The sequence below is a fragment of the Sphingomonas sp. P4_G3 genome, assembly GCF_056401105.1.
The window spans coordinates 129755-147129 of sequence record NZ_JBFUJZ010000006.1; the positions used below are offsets into that span (position 1 = coordinate 129755).

Genomic DNA, 17375 nt, shown 5'->3' on the forward strand with positions numbered 1-17375 from the left:
CCTTACGCCGCCAAGTTCCGCAGAACGTACTGCAGGATCCCGCCGTTGAGGAAATATTCCAGCTCGTTGACCGTATCGATCCGGCAGCGCGTCATGAACGTCGTCTGGGTACCATCCGCGCGGGTCAGCTCGACCTCGACATCCTGGCGCGGGCGCAGGCCGGCGACGTTGCGGATGGTGAAGGTTTCGTCCCCCGTCAGCCCCAGGGTCTGCCGCGTCACGCCGTCCGCGAACTGCAGCGGCAGGACGCCCATGCCGACCAGGTTCGAGCGGTGGATACGCTCGAAGCTCTCGGTGATGACCGCCCGCACGCCGAGCAGATTGGTGCCCTTCGCTGCCCAGTCGCGCGACGATCCGGTGCCATATTCCTTGCCGGCGACGATCACCATCGGCACGCCGTCGGCCTTGAACTTCATCGCCACGTCGTAGATCGGCAGGACCTCGCCGTCGTAGCGCGACATGCCGCCCTCGACGCCGGGGACCATCTCGTTCTTGATGCGGATGTTGGCGAAGGTGCCGCGCACCATCACTTCGTCATTGCCGCGCCGCGCGCCGTAGGAGTTGAAGTCGCTGCGGCTGACCTGATGCTCCTGCAGGAAGCTGCCCGCCGGGCTGTCGGCCTTGATCGATCCGGCCGGCGAGATGTGGTCGGTGGTGATCGAATCGCCCAGGATCGCCAGCGGCCGCGCCTCGATGATGTCGGCGACCGGCGCCGGGGTCATCGTGATGCCGTCGAAATAGGGCGGGTTGTGGATATAGGTCGACCCGGCGCGCCAGGTGTAGGTGTCCGACCCCAGCACGTCGATCGCGCGCCACTTGGCATCGCCTTCATAGACCGCGCCATAGCGATGCTTGAACATGCCGGAGTCGATGTTCGCCGCCATCAGATCGGCGATTTCCAGATTGGTCGGCCAGATGTCCTTCAGGAACACGTCGACGCCGTCCTGATCCTGCCCGATCGGGGTCTCGACCATATCCTCGGTCACCGTGCCCTTGAGCGCATAAGCGACCACCAAGGGCGGTGAGGCGAGGAAATTGGCGCGCACGTCGGGGCTGACGCGGCCTTCGAAATTGCGGTTGCCCGACAGGACCGAGGCGGCGACCAGATCGTTCTCGTTGATCGCGGCCGAGATCGGCGCGGCCAGCGGCCCCGAATTGCCGATGCAGGTGGTGCAGCCATAGCCGACCAGGTTGAACCCGATCGCGTCGAGATCGGCCTGCAGCCCCGCCTTGACCAGATAATCGGTCACCACCTGCGATCCGGGCGCCAGGCTGGTCTTGACCCACGGCTTGGGCATCAGGCCCTTGGCATGCGCCTTGCGCGCGACGAGGCCCGCGGCGACCAGCACCGACGGGTTTGACGTGTTGGTGCAGCTGGTGATCGCGGCGATGACGACGTCGCCATCGCCGATATCGTGCGACATGCCCTCGACCGCGACGCGCTGCGGGCGCTCCTTGTGATAGATCTTGCTGAGGTCGCCGTTGAACACTTCGTCGACCTTGTTCAGGCTGACGCGGTCCTGCGGGCGTTTCGGCCCGGCCAGGCTGGCGACCACCTCGTTCATGTCGAGCTCGAGCGTGTCGGTGAAGATCGGATCGGCGGCGCCCGCGTCACGCCACATGCCCTGCGCTTTGGCATAGGCCTCGGTCAGCGCGATCGTCTCGTCCGGGCGGCCCGTCAGGCGCATGTAATCGAGCGTCTTGTCGTCGATCGGGAAGAAGCCGCAGGTCGCGCCGTACTCGGGCGCCATGTTGGCGATCGTCGCGCGGTCGGCCAGCGTCATGCTGTCGAGGCCGGGGCCATAGAATTCGACGAACCGCCCGACCACGCCCTTTTGCCGCAGCATCTGGGTCACGGTCAGCACCAGGTCGGTCGCGGTGATGCCTTCGTTGAGCGCGCCGGTCAGCTTGAAGCCGATCACTTCGGGGATCAGCATCGACACCGGCTGGCCGAGCATCGCCGCTTCCGCCTCGATCCCGCCGACGCCCCAGCCGAGCACGCCCAGGCCATTGACCATCGTCGTGTGGCTGTCGGTGCCGACCAGAGTGTCGGGATAGGCGATCGTCGCGCCCGCCGTGGCGCGCTCGCCTTTTTCCTTGGACGACCACACCGCCTGCGCGACATATTCGAGGTTCACCTGGTGGCAGATGCCGGTGCCCGGCGGCACCACCGAGAAATTGTCGAGCGCCTTCGATCCCCATTTGAGGAATTCGTAGCGTTCGAAATTGCGCGCATATTCCAGGTCGACGTTATCGCCGAACGCCTTGGGCGTGCCGAACTCGTCGACCATCACCGAATGGTCGATGACCAGATGGACGGGAACCTGCGGATTGATCTTGGCCGCGTCGCCGCCCAGCTTGGTGATCGCGTCGCGCATCGCCGCCAGATCGACCACGCAGGGCACGCCGGTGAAATCCTGCATCAGCACGCGCGCCGGGCGGTATTGAATCTCGCGATCGGGAGCGACCGGGTTCTGCTGCCAATCGACGATCGCCTGGCAATCCGCCGGCGTGACGGTGACGCCGTCCTCGAACCGCAGCAGATTTTCGAGCAGCACCTTCATCGAAAAGGGCAGGCGGGAAATGTCACCGAGCTTGGCGCTCGCCTTGGCCAGGGAGAAATAATCGTAGCTCTTGCCGCCCGCGCTGAGCGTGTCGCGGGTATTGAGCGTGTCCTGGCCGATGGCGGTCATTCAAAGGGTCCTTTCCCTGTGTGGCCGGTCGCGGGCGCGGCGGGGAGGCGGGCGCCTGAGGCCAAGAAGGCCGGCGTCCCGCGCGAGCGCGCCCGAACGGGCGAATGCGAGAGTCGCGAGGGCCGATAGCAGGGGGGAGGGGGTGGGGGAAGGGTGGGGGTGAGGAAGGTTGTCCCGCTCGGTCCTCTTATAGCGGATACGACGAAGACGGATCCACTTCGCCCGCCGACGGAGACCGTCGATTATTGCTGCGCGGGCACGGGAATGATCGTCGAGATGCGCCATCCCTCGGCGGTCCGCACGGCGATTTCGTTGACCAGGAACGGGTAGGTCGTGCCGCTTTCGCCCGCCACGCCCGCGGTGATCCGCGTCGGGGCGAAAATATGCGCGGTATCGGGGCCGAGAGGCGTGATCTTGATGGCATCCCGGTCGGGCTCAAATCGCCACGTGCCGGTGAAGACGGTGCGGAAATGATCGAGGACCGCCGCGCGGCCCCAGAACGAATAGGCGCGGGCAACGAAGTTCACCGGGTCGGGCCATCCGGGAGCGGCTCTTGCCAGCACCGTATCGATGATCCCGATGTCGTGAGCGTTTTCGCCCTCCGCCTGCCGCAGGAAGAGGGCGCGGATTTCCCCGATATCGGCGGCGCTGATCGAAAGGGGATTGCTCTCATCCGTCATGGTTTACGCTGCTCTCAGTCCAAAAATGAGCCGCCCTTATCCGATTGGATTGATAATCGGAAAGTCCGCGCTGCGACGGGGAGGCGGGCGCCTGAGGCCGAGAAGGTCGGCGTCCCGCGCGAGCGCGCCCGAACGGGCGAATGCGAGAGTCGCGAGGGCCGATAGCAGGGGGGAGGGGGGTGTGGGGTGAGGGAAGATAATTAAGCGCCTTCGCGCAGCGTCAGCGCGTCAGCGAACGACGGCCAGTAACTTATAGAATATTCAGTCTATTCTCCAAGAGTTCCTCATCATCAGCGCCCAATGTTTGCGTTCCTCGTTTGAGGACTTAACCAACTGCGCAAGCGCGCCTTCGAGCAATGCAATCTCGGGGTCAGTTAACTTTGCAATTGTCGTCTTAAAATCCTTGCTCCTGTCTTTCAGCCAAGCTCTTCCTTTCTCTGATTTCGACAGCGGAATAATGATATCGGTGAGTGTGCGGGCCGCTTGAGATTTGATGCCGGATTCTTGCAAAAATTGCGGACCGCCAGCCTTCAATAGCGCTAGCCGATCGGTTGGAGTTCGTGTCACTAACGCTTCCGCTAATGCCTCCATGGCTTTCTTTCGAGCCGGCGTCGAAAGGCTCTCAGCAAGGGTAAACCACCTTGATCGAGCATCCTTGGAATTGAGATCTGCGGACGCCGCGGTTGTGAGTAAGGCAGATTGCAGTTCCGAGCCCGCCCCCGCTTTGAAATCCAGCGCGACTTCCTTCGCGGCGCGGTAAGGTTCGGCACCTGTTAGAATTGCCGACACCCAATCCGAAGAGGGCGCCTTGTTCATACGGTCGGTGAGTTCAGCACGCACCTTCTCTGCCGCCTCACCGTCTTTCCTTATGAGAAGAAGGGCTGCATCAACCAACCCGGTACTCCATGGAAGACCCTGAATATTCGGCCAAAACTTTCTATAGGACGTTAGTTGTTCAGCAAAACGCTGTCGCAGACTATAAGGCAGGATTGAAGAATAGGCCGAAAGATTCGATATTACCGAAGCCGAGTTGAGCGTTCCGAGATTCGACCGCTTGACGCGATCGGTGAGCAAGGTGCTAGCGGTATCTCGATTCCAGTAAATTGAAGAGTAAAATTCTCTAATTGCATCGATCGCAATTATATTCATCGGCAAATTATCTAGATATTTATTTACACTTTCCGCCAGATTCGGCTTATCTTTGAAAGCTTTCTCGCAGACTTGAGCGGAGGTCGAACTGAGATCAATTTTCTGCCAGACAAGCGTTGCAAGCATCGGCGCGAGCGTCGCATCGTCATTTTGCTCAGCGACGGACGCCAATTGGTTGACTAAAATTCCTTCTTTAGCAAGGCGTCCAAGGAGTTCCTTCGAGGAGACGTCCTTAGCCGGAAAAGATGCGCAGACCTGAACGGCAACTCGATAGAGAATGCTGTCCCCCGGCTGACTGCGAATTAGCTCTTCTGCGGTAGTTAGAAATAGGTCAGACCCCTGAAGAGGGCTCTTGATGATAAACTTTGCCGCATCAGACGTCAGCAATGATACCAGATGAGGGGCGTCATTTGCTAACGCCGGATCCCTCATTCTCCTCTGTATATCACTAATCAGATCCTCATGAGACGCATCCCCCCTTGTCCGCCCTTGCATATTCGGGAATTCGCTTAAACCGATAAGCACGTCTAGATAGTCTTCGGCCGGCTTCGTACTGTCATAAATTGGTCGCCGATCAATCGTTGCGCCAAGAGTAATACCCTTCTCGCCAAGTTTGCCAATCTCGATTAACATCTCTTTTGTGGCATTCTGGGAGAGGACTCTATCACCGATGCGCTCCAGCAATCCAATGAACCCCGGTACTTCTTGTTCCGTTAAATGATCAAAGAAGGGGAGCAGTCTCTCGCTTAAATCAGCTATCTTTTCGCCACCCTTTTCAACTTCTATCAGTGAACGGGTGAGGTTTCGCCAAGAGGACTCCGTGAGCACGGTATCAATGTTTAGGTCAACCAAAATGCGACCTGCGTTGGTAATAACCTCTAAGTCCGGCGCCGGACGATTTGCGTCTGAGGGAAGATTTTCAGTGACAGAGTGAAAAATGTCCCCAAATCCATTGAAGTCCTTATAAGGAATGATCAATTTATCAGACCCCAACAGGATAGACCGCTTGATCGGGTCCGTCATTAGTATCTGTGCTGCGTCAGGTACTTTTACTCCATAGAATAGTGCGGAGATTTTTCCTTGCCAATCCGACACTAATTTTCCGAGTGGGTGATTTTCTATCAATACCTCGGCTGTTATATCTGTTATCTCGTTCTTGTTAATGGCATAATAGGCTATTACGTCAAAATCGATCTCTCTATCCGGATTTTGCATTGACGCGGATACAATTCTATTAAGTATCTTATTGATTTCTCGCGGTGTAACAGATGTTCCTGAGCGGTTGAACCACGTCTCCAAAAACTGCCGTACCCTAAAGTATCTAATATCGGAAAAGCCGTCACCGAAGCAAAACCTCATTTTATCACCGAGATACCTTTTCCAATCTGACATAATCGGTGGGGGAACATCAAATGTGACGTCAAAAGTTTTGTTTACGAAAGACATCGCCAGTGATTTAGCTTTCTTACCATCGATGTCATTTCCCATTGAAAAAAGTTGAGATAACGCTTGTGAATCTATTGGTAGAATAACTATCGGGTGATATGATTCATGATCGATCTGATTTTGGTCTCCCGTTGCTAGAAAAAAGCTTCTTATACTTGCCCATAATTGCATTGCTTCCTTTTCGTCGATGCGATCCATGTTGTCTATTACTATTACGACACGTTTTTGTTTTGTTTGAACCTCTAGCATGAGTCGCTGGAAAGCGGCGCCGAATTCTATCGAGGTCGGTTCCGGGGAGCGTTGTGTTTGAATAGTCCGATGAACCAAGTTCTTATTTAAGAGCATCGCGGGGAATAAAGACGGACTTTCATCGTTCAGCGTTCCGTAGAGATAACGCAGCAACCAAATGGAAATTGGTATGAAAATTAACCCTAGGGCTAGGATAAAAGTCCAGATGCCGGCTGTCGTGCTTGACGAGCCCAGTGCTGCCGAGAACGTATCTCGCCCTAAAAAGGATGCTCCCAACGGTATGGGAAGTGCCAGAAAAAAAAGAAGTTTTGCTTCGTCCGTTAATATCGGCGTCTCCAATATGTCGGTATTATCGGAAGCACCTTTGAGCTGTTTAATTTCTTTAGTCCATTCATCGAGACTGACGAGGTCGCGCTCTTTCAGATAATCGACAAGAGACTCTAGGAACGACCGTCTTAGCGGGTCGGTCTGATGCAACCATGCGTCATATGCGAATGTGACATAGCGATCAGAGTGCTCATCAAGTTCTCTCGCCACCTGTCTCACGATGGTGGATTTTCCGCTACCCCATCGACCTAGCAGGCCAATGATTTTGATTGCTGAATTTTCGATGATCGACTGCGTTATCGCCTTCGCCACAGGCGTGTGGGTGTTGAAGAAATCACTATCGGCCGGGTGATCAATTATAAAACGCAAACGAGCGGCATTCGCTTCTTCCACCGGTATCCCCCCCAGCGTTAAACGTTAATCATGTCGCATTTCAGGCTGCGAGCCAACAGGAAGAGAAATTCATTAGGTCCAAAATGGCGGAATTGGAGTCATGTAACAGTTTACCAACCCATCTTTCCGCAGAGGGGGCAGCTGTCTTGCAGCATTCATCTGCCGCCGTATCCTTGCGGCTTAGTTAGCGAGGACCACCGAGTGGATACGCAAACAGGCCCGATTACTCGCATCATCTCCTACCTCCGCAGCAACGGCGGCCACATCCTCGTCGAAGCGCTGGTCAATTTCATCCTGCCCTTCGTGATCTACTCCTATGCCGAAGCCCCGCTCGGCGACGTGCGCGCGCTGCTCCTCTCGTCGGCGCCGCCGATCGCCTGGAGCCTGGTCGAGTTCGCGCGCCACCGCCGGGTCGATGCGCTGTCGGTGCTGGTGGTGGCCGGCATCATATTGTCGCTGCTGGCGATGATCGGCGGTGGCGGGCCCAAGTTCCTGCAGCTGCGCGAGAACCTCGTCACCGGGGTGATCGCCTTGGTCTTTCTCGGCTCGGCGCTGATCGGCAAGCCGCTGATCTATCAGCTGGCGCGGGCGAGCATGCGGCGCAAGTCGGCGGACGAGGCGCAGGCGTTCGAGGCGCTCCAGGTCCATGCCGGTTTCCGCCGGACGATGACGGTGATGACCCTGGTATGGGGTCTGGGCCTGCTCGCCAATGTCGCGGTGTCGGTGGCATTGGTTTTCGCGCTGAGCATCCGCACCTATTTGATCGTCGGGCCGATCGTCGGCTACGCCACGATGGGCGCGCTGACGCTGTGGACCTTCCTCTACGGCCAGCGCGCCCGGCGCCGCGGTGAGGCGCGGCGGGCGGCAATGGCGCAGCCGGCGGCTGGTGTCGAAGCCGGCGCGGGCGGGCGAGGATGCGGCACCTGACAGCGGCGGCGGTAGCAATGCTGGTCGTGCTGGCCTCACCCGCATTGGCGCAGACCTGGCCGGGCGCCGCGCCTGCGTTGCCCGTGCCGCAGTCAGCTGGACGGGCCGCGCCGCAGGAACTGCCGCCCTGCCGCCCCGTCGCCGACACGCCCAGCATCCGCATCGATCCCGCCGCGGCCGCGCGTCTCGCCGAGATCGGGCTCGACCGCGCCGCGATCTTCGCGCGGATGCATGAGACCTCGATCCCGGAGACCTCCGGCTGCTGGGCGACGCCGACCGGCAATTTCGACAGCCAGTTGATCTCGGTCGGGATGGCGCAGTGGAATTTCGGGACGGGGAGCCTGCAGCCGGTGCTTGCCGCGTGGCGCAAGCAGTTCCGGCATCGGCGCGACTTCAAACGGACGCGCAACGCGCTGGCGCCGACCTATGGCAAATTGCTGTTCTCGAAAGACTGCCTCGCGGTGCCGGTCGCGCAGAAGTGCCGCGATGCGATCCTGGCGGCGGAGGATGCCAAGGGCACGCTGTCGCCGGTGCTCGCCGCCGAGCTGACCGCGCTGTTCGAGAATGACGCGATGCTCCAGGTGCAGGCTGACGCCTATATCGTCTTGCTCGATCAGGTACGGCTCGACCTGCTGCGGATCTTCGCGGGCGAGCCGATCACCATGCGCAAGGTGCGCTGGGCGATCGACACGCGGGTGCAGCAGGGTGGCTTTCCGGCCGACGAGGATATCGCGCGGCTCCGCGCCAAGCTGGCGGCGATGCCCGCGGCCGAGCGCTGGCCGCGGCTGCGCGCGATCGTCGACTGGTATGGCGCGCTGGCGCGGACGATCGACGAGGATGGCATCGCGGGCGACTGGCAATGGAATGTCGCGGCGTGGACTTGCCTGATCGATGCCGGGCGGATCGACCCCGAGCAATATGAGCTGATGAGCCTGACCTTCCTGCGCAGCCGTACTGCTGTCGGGAATAGCGGGCGGTGGCAGGCGCTGGCGTTCGAGCGGCGGGCCAAGATCGTGCTGGGGGTGGGGAGTGTCAGCGGGGTGCGGGATGGGGCGTGTCCGGCGGACTGAGGTCGGTCGGGGTTTTCTCGCGCAAAGACGCTAAGGCGCTAAGAAGGGAAGAGGGGTCGCGCGGAGGCGCGGAGGTGCATCACCTACTTCGTCATCCCAGCGAAAGCTGGGATCTCAAGCAGTATCGCGCCTTCGCCAGAGACCCCAGCTTTCGCTGGGGTGACGGGAGTATGTTGGGGTGACGGGAGGCTGCGCTGGGGTGACGGCAGGATTCCGCGGGGATGACGACGGGAATATGAGTCCCCAACCAAGCTAACCCGCCCACTCACCGCCGCGGGCGATAAAGCACACTCGCCGCCCCGCGCGCCTCGACCGCCAGGAACAGCCCGCCRCCGGTCACCATGATCCGCCCGTGATGGACCTCGTCGATCTTGGCGGTGAGCTGGAAATCGCCCTCACGCCGCTCGGCCAAGGCGCGGCGCGCCGCGGTCAGGACGTGGTCGTAATCCTTGGCGAAATTCTCGGTCAGCGCGGCCTGGATCGAGCCGATCGTCTCGGGATCGGTGAATAGCGCGACCATCAGGTCGACCGCCTTGCTGTCGCTGCGCGTCTTGATCTGCAGCGCGTCGACCCGGATCACTTCGGAATCGGGCTCGTTGAACGGCAGGCCGGTCAGCCAGACCTCGCCGCGCCGCTCGCCGAGATAGCCGCTCTTTAGCTTCGCGCGGACCGGCACGCCGACCGCGAGCCGACCGTTCTCGGTCGCGTAGATCGTCACGTCCCCGAATTTGACATCGACCGCGCCGAGCTTGGGCAAGGTGATGCCCCGTGCGGCGCGTTTGGCCAGCGCGCGTTCGACCACCGGCTCCAGCTCGCCATAATCGGCGAGCACCGGGATGTTGAACCTTAGGCCGCGCTGCCCGATGCGCGGAGACGCCGGGGGCAGCGGCGCGGGGGGCGGCGCGTCGGGCTTGATCCCGACAAAGGTCTCCGCATTCGCTTCCGCCGCGATGGTCAGCAGCAGGTTGCGACCCTGGACGCTATAGCCCTGCACCCCCAATCGTTGCGGGGTGACGCGCATCCACACCGGTGGCTTGTCGCGATTGAGCAGCAAGGTGCTGAACGCGCCGCGCCAGGCCGCCGCCACCTTGTCGCGCACCTGAACCTTGGCGAGTTGCTGCGGCAGGCTGCGTTCCAGCCCGGCGATCACGCCCGCCAGCTTCGCATCGGCCTTGCTGACGAACGTGATGCGCTTGCCCAGGATCGTGACGCCGGGCGGGTTGGTCCAGTCATAGGCGATGCGCACCGTCGCGGTCGGTTGCCAGGCGCGAGTCATGCCCAATTTCGCCACCGCGCGGACGCTGGCGGCGCCAGTCGCGGTCTCGCGTTTGATGATCCCGCCGACGTCTTGCGCGCTGACCGTGGCGCGGACCGGCAAGGTGATGACGATATCGCCCCCGCTGCCGCCCAACGCGATGCGTCCGCGCGTCACCTGGCCGACGATGCGGCACGACAGATCGGGCGTGACCTTCAGCTTCTTGATGCCGATCCGGCAGCTGCCGTCCTTGCGCTTGATCGCGCAGGCGGTCAGGCGTTGCGCCGGCACGCATTTCTCCTCGCGCTGGTCGATCGACCACAAGGTCTGCGGCGTGGCGCGGTTGAGCTCGCTCTCCAGGTCGGCGAGCCGCACGTCGACCGGCACCACCAGGGTGGAGGCGAGCTTCGGCATCACCGGCGCGGTATCGACCCGCGGCGGCCGCGGATCGTTCTGGTCGCGGCCGCATGCCGCCAGCGCGATCGTCAGCAACAGCAACCACTTGCCGCGCATATTTGGTTCTCCCTGTCGCCCTCACCGATAGCATGGGGCAAGCGGGCCGCGAGCAAAATCGCTGCCGCGCGACGCTTGCGGAACAATCGCGCCGCGCCGATACTTGTCGCGATCGGACCACAGGGAGAAACGGGATGCGCGGACTGGCGGCGATGATGACGCTCGCACCGATAATGCTGGCGGGATGCACGACCAACGGGACGAGCACGGAAGCCCCGTCCGTGGCCGCCGGTCGGATCGCGACCGCGACTCTGATGACCGCGACGGGCAAGGACGTCGGCAAGGTGACGGTGCGCGAAGTCGATGGCGGCCTCAGCGTGTCGGTCGATGCCCGCGATCTGCCGCCCGGGATGCACGGCGCGCATCTTCATACCGTCGGCAAGTGCGAGGCGCCCGATTTCGCCAGCGCGGGCGGGCATTGGAACCCGACCAACATGAAGCACGGATCGATGAACCCGCAGGGCCCGCACGAAGGCGACATGCCCAATTTGATGATCGGCGCCGACGGGCGCGGCACGCTGACCACGCGGCTGGCCGGCGGGAGCTTCGACGCGCTGATGGATGCCGACGGCGCGGCGATGGTCATCCATGCGGCGGGCGACGATTTGAAGACCGATCCGTCGGGTAATAGTGGCGCGCGGGTGGCTTGCGGGGTGTTGGCGAAGGGGTAGGGCTTAGACGACGTCCCCGTATTTGGGGCGGATGGATGTTCAGCGCGCCCAACTCCCAGCGTCACCCCGGCCTTGTGCCGGGGTCCACCGTGCCGCAAGCGCGGGACACGAGGCTCAAGGGCTAGGCTTAGCTGCCCGGTGGATGCCGGGACGAGCCCGGCATGACGAATTGGGGTGCGAAGTCGATCCCTTCTAAATCTTCAAACGGAGGCGTTTTTCGCGGGGATGACGTTAGTGCTCAATCCAGCGCCCAGCGCGCGATCGGCTCGTACCGCGCGCCTTCGCCGGTCAGGTGGCTTTCGTAGAGCGTCAGGTGGCCGAACTCGAATGGCTCGCTCGAAAACGCCGCATGATCGGCGATCCAGCGTTCGAGCGCCGGCCCGAAACCCGCGGTGCGCGGAACGCGTGCGAGCGTGATATGCGGCAGGTAAGCGCGCCCCTCGGGCGCCAGGCCCAGCCGGACCAGTGCCTGATCGACCTTTTTGTGCAGTCGCGCCAGATCGTCGTGCGGCGCGACGCCTGCCCATAAGGCATCGACTCGCCCCTTCTTGTCGAACGCGCCGACGCCGTGGATCGCTACGCGCGGCGACGCGGCATGGACCTGGCCCAGCGCCAGCGCGACGTCCTCGGCCATTGGCCGGTCGACCTCGCCGATATAGCGGATCGTCAGGTGAAGCTGCTCGTCATCCTGCCAGCGCGCATGGGGAACGCCGCCCATCGGCTCGGTCAGGCGGCGGCGGATGTCGGGCGGCGGACGGAGCGCGACGAACAGGCGGTGCATGGCCAAACGTCCTTAATCCATTTGCCGATTGTTTCCGAATGTTGCTGGCAGTCGTGTTTCGCTTGAATAGCGCACCAGGACCAACGATATTGGTCGCATCCGGCCGTTGTGGCTGGGCAAAGGAGTTTTCGATGGCCAATTGGTCTGATCCCCGTTCCGGCATGGCGCCCTTCGGTGCGGCGGTCGACGCGCGCGGCGCCGCGTATGACGAGGGACTGCGATCGTTCATGCTGTCCGTGTACAATTACATGGCCTCGGCCGTGTTGCTTTCCGGTGTCGTCGCGATGGCGTTCGCGATGAGCGGGTTGGCGGCGCAGGTGTTCGTCGGCGGTGGCATCCTGAAATGGGTGATCACGCTGGCGCCGCTGGGCTTCATCCTGTTCATGAACTTCAAGCAGATGAGCAACAGCGCGCTGCAGGCGACCTTCTGGGGCTTCGCGGTGGTGATGGGCCTCAGCCTGTCGACGATCTTCCTGGTCTATTCGCCGCTGGCGATTGGTCAGGCGTTCTTCGCCAGCGCGGCCGGCTTCGCGGCACTCAGCCTGTGGGGCTACACCACCAAGCGTGACCTGACCGCGATGGGCTCGTTCCTGATCGTCGGCCTGGTCGGCCTGATTATCGCCAGCCTGATCAACGTGTTCTTGCAGTCGGGCCCGCTGGCGCTGGTGGTCAGCGCGGTCGGCGTGCTGATCTTCGCCGGTCTGACAGCGTGGGATACGCAGCGGACCAAGGCGATGTACAGCTATGTCGCCGGGACGCAGGAAGAAGGCCGCGCCAAGATCATGGCGGCGACCAGCTTGTATCTCGACTTCGTCAACATGTTCCTGTTCATCCTCCGGCTGTTCGGCTCGAGCCGCAACTAACCGGACGCGACAGCGACGCGAAAATTGGCCCGGCGAAGCGATTCGCCGGGCCTTTTCGTTGGAACATCACCCGTCACCCGTACGTTTTGCTTGCGTAACATCAGGCCCATTCGGGCCGAGTAGGAGGGTGACGTGACCGACAATCAAGCAATCGAGCGCGACGGCAAGACCGACGGCGCCGAGCATGTCGCACAGGACCCGCGCCAGGACGCCGGCCAGGACCAATCGATCCAGAAGCGGCTCGATAAGGACCCCGAGAACCAGGACGCCCAACTCGACCGGGGCCTCGACGAATCGATGGATGCCTCGGACCCGCCATCGGCGACGCAACCCGGCGACAAGGGCGAGCCGCCCAAATCCTCCGGTTTCGACGAAGCGGCCGAGGCGGAGCGGCAGCAGGATAGCTGACCCGCCAACGTCGCGACGGACACCCGGGACGCCGGCGGCGTAACAAAGCGTTGCCCAAAACCCTCACTTTTTGACCGATCTGCGCGTAGAGCTCGCTTCGTCGCAAACTTTGTTGCGCCGCAACACAGTCTATGATTCCATGCTTAACGCAGGGCGACGACGCGTTAAGCATGGCGTTAACCATCTGAGCGCATGATGCCCTTCCATTGGTAAGCGGGTGGGGTGTTCGAGATGAGTGCCAGCAAGAGACCGGCCGACGGCGCGATGACATTGGCCGAGATTAAAGAGTTCGCGGGCTTTTCAGCAGCGACGCAGCGTTATGTGCGCCGCAGCCTGGATGTCGGGCTGGAGCGTGAGGACGCGCTGTCGCGCTGGTCGCGCGATACCGTGGAGGCGGCATCGATTCGCGCCCAGGCGCGGGTCTATGACCGGCTCGACGAGATTCGCACGATCGTCCCCGACGATAGCGGGCTCGACTCGGTCGAGATCTTCATGGCGCCGCTGATCACGGTCAGCGCGTTCGACCTGGGGCAGGGCCGGCTGACCACTTTCTCGGCCTATCGCTTCCTCTACGAGCGCCTGATCGGTGCCGAGGTTCGGCCGTGGCTGCCCGGCGCCTTCTGCGCGGCGGCGGCATTGCCGCACCTTCACCCCGATTTGCGCCGCAAGCTGCTGCAGTCGATCAGCGAGGCCGCGGCGACCGCGTCCGGCTGGTCGAACCGTCAGCCGAGCTTCTTCCCAGCCTGGGTCGAAAAGGTCGACACCTCGGCAGCACTGCCGAACTGAACTTCCTTCAGGCGGGCCTGACGCTGCTCAGCGACAGGCCCGCCACCCGCCGCGCGGCTGCTCGTCGAGATGCAGATGGTCGTGATGCGCGGCATTATAGTCGGGCGACAAAGTGGTCGAGAACAGCCCGCACGCGCCATCGCGAACCTCGCGCAGGAACCCCGCTTTCTCGTCCTCTCCCCGCCAGTCGCGCGCGACCGTGATCCGCCGCCCATCCGCCAGCACGAACCCGGCAATGTCGATCGCCCGCGCATAGGAATGCTGGCTGAGATGCGTGCTGCCCGCGATCGGGCGGCAATTATACGTCCCGAAATGCTCGAACGTCGCGACGCGGCTGCCGAAATGGCGCAAGGCGGCGGGCTGGACGACATTCCATTCCCACATCGATAGCGCCGCGGCGACCGGGCATGCCATGCCCGGCTTGGTCGGATCGAACCCGATCGCGCGGGCGCCGCCGGGATCGAGCCGCACCGCATCGGCATAGCCGCATTGTCCTTTCTCGATCGGCTCGAGTTCGGCGAAGTGCACGCCGGCACGTTCCAGCAGCGCGCGGCATTGCGGATAATCACCGTCGAGCGCGGCAAGCTTGCTCCCGGTGAATAGCCCGACCGGCTGGCCGAGATCGAGCGCCGTCCAGGGCAGATCCTGCGGCCGATTGCGAAAATGGAGTACGCCGAGCATCAGGACGAACAATGCGGCGAAAATGGCGAGCGTGGTCCAACCGCGCCGTTGGGCACGGCGCGCCCGGCGCGCGCGACGCCTGCGGCGGCGTGTCATCCCCGCATCGCCCTGGTCAGGGCTTCGCTCGTTACCGGATAGCCGAGATCGTCGGGAATGCAGAGATGCGGCACGCCCTCCCGCTCTTCGCTCCACGGCGTGATCGTGCGTGGCGGGAAGGCATGCGCGGCGGCGACGGCTTCGCTAAAGCTGTCATATTGCGCCAGCCGTTCGAGGTTGCGGCGGGTCGGGAAGATCACCGTCGCGCGGCCGGCATCGCACTCGGCAAGCACCTCGGCTGCGCTCGCCCAGAACAGGCGCACATTCTCGGTGGCATCGACCGTCGCTGCGGCGGCGTCTTGGGGCGCTCGGGCGAGGTAGAAACGTGTGTCGAAGATCCGCATATGGGCATGCGCGGGCAGCCAGCGCGCGAACCAGGTCAAGGCGTCGAGATCGACCGACAGACCATGGCGATCGAGCAACAGGCCGAACGCCTCGCCGGCATGAAGACCCTCGCGCAGCACGGTCAGCGTCGCAGCGTCGGGTGCCGGGCTGAGCCCCACCGGCACGCCCGCTTCCTCGATCGTTTCGCGGATCGCTGCGATCCGCGCCGGCGCATCCTCGGCATCCCGACCGAGTTCGGCCGCCAGCGCCCGGTCGCCGGGATCGACTCGCCCGCCCGGAAAGACCAGCGCGCCGCCGGCGAACACCATCGCCTTGGCGCGCTCGACCATCAGGATTTCCGGCGGCATGCCGCCGCGATCGCGCAAGAGGATCAGGGTCGCGGCGGGAATGGGGGACTGGTTTTCGGGCATTGCGGCCAACTTAAGCCGTAGCCCGCCTGTCGCAACCTCTTGCCGACCTTCGTCTCGCTCGATCCCTCGCGAATAGCGTCCTTTCGCTACCGGAGCCTAGAACAGTCCCGGCACCTCGCGCTGCGGCGTCGACGGCCGATCGGGCGTCAGCAATTGGCGCGACTGTTCCATCACCGATAGCTGGGTCTTGCTCGATTGCGATGCGGTACCGGGTGCGCCGGTGCTTGCCGTCACCGGGGTGCAGCTCTTGCCTTCCAGATAATCGAGCGCGCGACGGGTCGATTGCTCGTTCGGGTCACCGAGCTGGTACGAGATGTCGTCGCCGGCTTGGCAGCTCGCCTCCATGAAGCTGGCGAGGCCGTCATAATAAGCGCCGTTATGCGCCGCGTTCTGGATCGCGAAGGCGATGACGCGGAAGCGGTCGTCGCACGCGGTCTTGTCGAGCGCGATCTGGCCGACCGGCTTGCCATAAGTGTTCGAGCCGATCAGCGCGGCATTGGCGTGGAGATAGGGCACCATGCCGTTGATCACGAGCTCGCTCGCGGACGCGGTGCCGCCGCCGCCGATGAACGCGATCTTGGTCGGCGCGATCGACTGCGACATCGGCGTGAAGGTGTGGTTGCTGTTATACGCCGATTTTTCGGGACGGAAGGTCATATATTCCCAGACGTCGGTCGGCGCGCGGTTGGCCCCCAGCAGGTCGCCCATCAGGTCGGCGACCGAGATCAACCCGCCGCCATTGTAGCGCAGATCGATGATGATGTTGGTGATGCCGTTGGTCCTGAACCGCAGGAAGGCGTCCTTCAGCGGCTGCTCGGCCGGATTGATGAAGGTCCTGAGATTGATATAGCCGAATTGCTGCCCGCCATCGGAAATGATCTTGGCGCCATAGCGGCTCGACACCGGGTCGAGCGCGAATTGGGTCTTGGTCACGGTGACGGTGCTGGTCGCGCCGGTCAACGACGTTATCCGCAATACGCGCGACGTGCCCGCTGTGTCGGGACCCAGCGCCTCGGTCAGCCCGGCGGAACCGGACGTCGCCATGATGTCTGTGACGTTGCGCAGGTTCGCACTGCTGGTGCCGATCGCGACGATTTCCGTCCCGCGATCGATCCCCGCCGCCAGCGCGGGCCCGCCCTCGAATGCTTCGGTCACGAACAGGCGGTTGCTGCTGGTCAACCCCAACCGGATGCCGAAGCCAGCACTCGATCCCGAATTGTAATAGGCATCCTCTTCGGCGATCGAGGTCAGATAGGTGAAATAGCGATCCTTGTGCTGCGCGCGCGCGGTCGCGGTCAGCGCGTCGATATAATCCTCGACCGATGTATAGGGCGTCGGGTCCAGGCTTGCCGGCAGCGTGTCGGGGAACAGATACCATTCCTTGAGCTGCGCGAAGGCCCAATCCTGGCGCTCGCGCAATGTGCAGCCCGCAGCCGTCGGTGTCGGAGTCGCGGTCGGCGTCGGACTGGGGGTAGGGGTCGGGGTTCCTCCGGTTCCGCTCGCCGATCCGCCACCGCCGCAACTCGAAACCATCGCGAGCGCGGCGATCGCGCTCAAGCCCCTGGCAAAGCGATTATTTCTCATATGACCCCTCTCAACCCGGCGCCTCTCGCGAGCCCCGGCACCATCCTG

The 17375-nt window shown here is 62.5% G+C and carries 14 protein-coding genes; 6 read left to right on the forward strand and 8 right to left on the reverse strand.

The annotated features are described in order from the left end of the window. Positions 1-2: 2 nt before the first annotated feature. From acnA to AC1DQQ_RS15960, 3 genes are all read right to left on the reverse strand, one after another. Positions 3-2693: an aconitate hydratase AcnA gene (acnA, locus tag AC1DQQ_RS15950; RefSeq protein ID WP_478045754.1), complete on the reverse strand. Its 2691-nt coding sequence runs from the start codon at positions 2691-2693 to the stop codon at positions 3-5. 242 nt (positions 2694-2935) lie between these two features. Next, complete coding sequence (locus AC1DQQ_RS15955) at positions 2936-3373, reverse strand: Cif family virulence factor (protein WP_478045755.1); 438 nt, start codon at positions 3371-3373, stop codon at positions 2936-2938. Between the two features lie 261 nt (positions 3374-3634). After that, positions 3635-6937 carry a P-loop NTPase fold protein gene (locus AC1DQQ_RS15960; RefSeq protein WP_478045757.1) on the reverse strand — a complete coding sequence of 1101 codons (3303 nt, stop codon included), beginning with the start codon at positions 6935-6937 and terminating at the stop codon, positions 3635-3637. Between the two features lie 201 nt (positions 6938-7138). Between AC1DQQ_RS15960 and AC1DQQ_RS15965 the strand changes: the two genes are divergently transcribed. Both AC1DQQ_RS15965 and AC1DQQ_RS15970 read left to right on the forward strand, forming a co-directional pair. Then, positions 7139-7864 (forward strand): VC0807 family protein, encoded by a 726-nt coding sequence (locus tag AC1DQQ_RS15965; RefSeq protein ID WP_478045759.1) that lies wholly within the window; start codon positions 7139-7141, stop codon positions 7862-7864. Beyond that, positions 7852-8934, forward strand: coding sequence for a hypothetical protein (locus tag AC1DQQ_RS15970; protein ID WP_478042846.1), 1083 nt, complete (start codon positions 7852-7854; stop codon positions 8932-8934). Before AC1DQQ_RS15965 ends, AC1DQQ_RS15970 begins: the two co-directional genes overlap by 13 nt. 265 nt (positions 8935-9199) lie before the next feature. On the opposite strand, the gene AC1DQQ_RS15975 is transcribed toward AC1DQQ_RS15970, so the two are convergent. After that, positions 9200-10702 carry a DUF4403 family protein gene (locus AC1DQQ_RS15975; RefSeq protein WP_478042847.1) on the reverse strand — a complete coding sequence of 501 codons (1503 nt, stop codon included), beginning with the start codon at positions 10700-10702 and terminating at the stop codon, positions 9200-9202. 134 nt (positions 10703-10836) lie between these two features. Between AC1DQQ_RS15975 and AC1DQQ_RS15980 the strand changes: the two genes are divergently transcribed. Continuing rightward, complete coding sequence (locus tag AC1DQQ_RS15980) at positions 10837-11373, forward strand: superoxide dismutase family protein (protein WP_478032213.1); 537 nt, start codon at positions 10837-10839, stop codon at positions 11371-11373. Between the two features lie 238 nt (positions 11374-11611). Here the strand turns inward: AC1DQQ_RS15980 and thpR are convergent, their stop codons facing one another. After that, positions 11612-12154, reverse strand: a complete 543-nt coding sequence (gene thpR, locus AC1DQQ_RS15985; RefSeq protein ID WP_478042848.1) for an RNA 2',3'-cyclic phosphodiesterase — start codon at positions 12152-12154, stop codon at positions 11612-11614. Positions 12155-12285: 131 nt separating this feature from the next. Between thpR and AC1DQQ_RS15990 the strand changes: the two genes are divergently transcribed. From AC1DQQ_RS15990 to AC1DQQ_RS16000, 3 genes are all read left to right on the forward strand, one after another. Then, the gene (locus AC1DQQ_RS15990; protein ID WP_478042849.1) at positions 12286-13017 is read left to right on the forward strand and encodes a Bax inhibitor-1/YccA family protein; all 732 of its coding nucleotides are present in this window, start codon (positions 12286-12288) and stop codon (positions 13015-13017) included. Positions 13018-13149: 132 nt separating this feature from the next. Further along, positions 13150-13425 (forward strand): hypothetical protein, encoded by a 276-nt coding sequence (locus AC1DQQ_RS15995; protein WP_478032216.1) that lies wholly within the window; start codon positions 13150-13152, stop codon positions 13423-13425. A gap of 231 nt (positions 13426-13656) precedes the next feature. Continuing rightward, positions 13657-14211 carry a hypothetical protein gene (locus AC1DQQ_RS16000; protein WP_066591361.1) on the forward strand — a complete coding sequence of 185 codons (555 nt, stop codon included), beginning with the start codon at positions 13657-13659 and terminating at the stop codon, positions 14209-14211. Positions 14212-14238: 27 nt separating this feature from the next. Here the strand turns inward: AC1DQQ_RS16000 and AC1DQQ_RS16005 are convergent, their stop codons facing one another. The 3 genes from AC1DQQ_RS16005 to AC1DQQ_RS16015 all read right to left on the reverse strand — a co-directional run bounded on the left by AC1DQQ_RS16005 (position 14239) and on the right by AC1DQQ_RS16015 (position 17327). Then, complete coding sequence (locus AC1DQQ_RS16005; RefSeq protein ID WP_478042882.1) at positions 14239-14892, reverse strand: extensin-like domain-containing protein; 654 nt, start codon at positions 14890-14892, stop codon at positions 14239-14241. Between the two features lie 92 nt (positions 14893-14984). Next, on the reverse strand, positions 14985-15743 hold the full coding sequence (locus AC1DQQ_RS16010) for an NUDIX hydrolase (protein WP_478042850.1): 759 nt from the start codon (positions 15741-15743) through the stop codon (positions 14985-14987). A gap of 96 nt (positions 15744-15839) precedes the next feature. Further along, positions 15840-17327: a S41 family peptidase gene (locus AC1DQQ_RS16015; RefSeq protein WP_478045761.1), complete on the reverse strand. Its 1488-nt coding sequence runs from the start codon at positions 17325-17327 to the stop codon at positions 15840-15842. Positions 17328-17375: the final 48 nt, after the last annotated feature.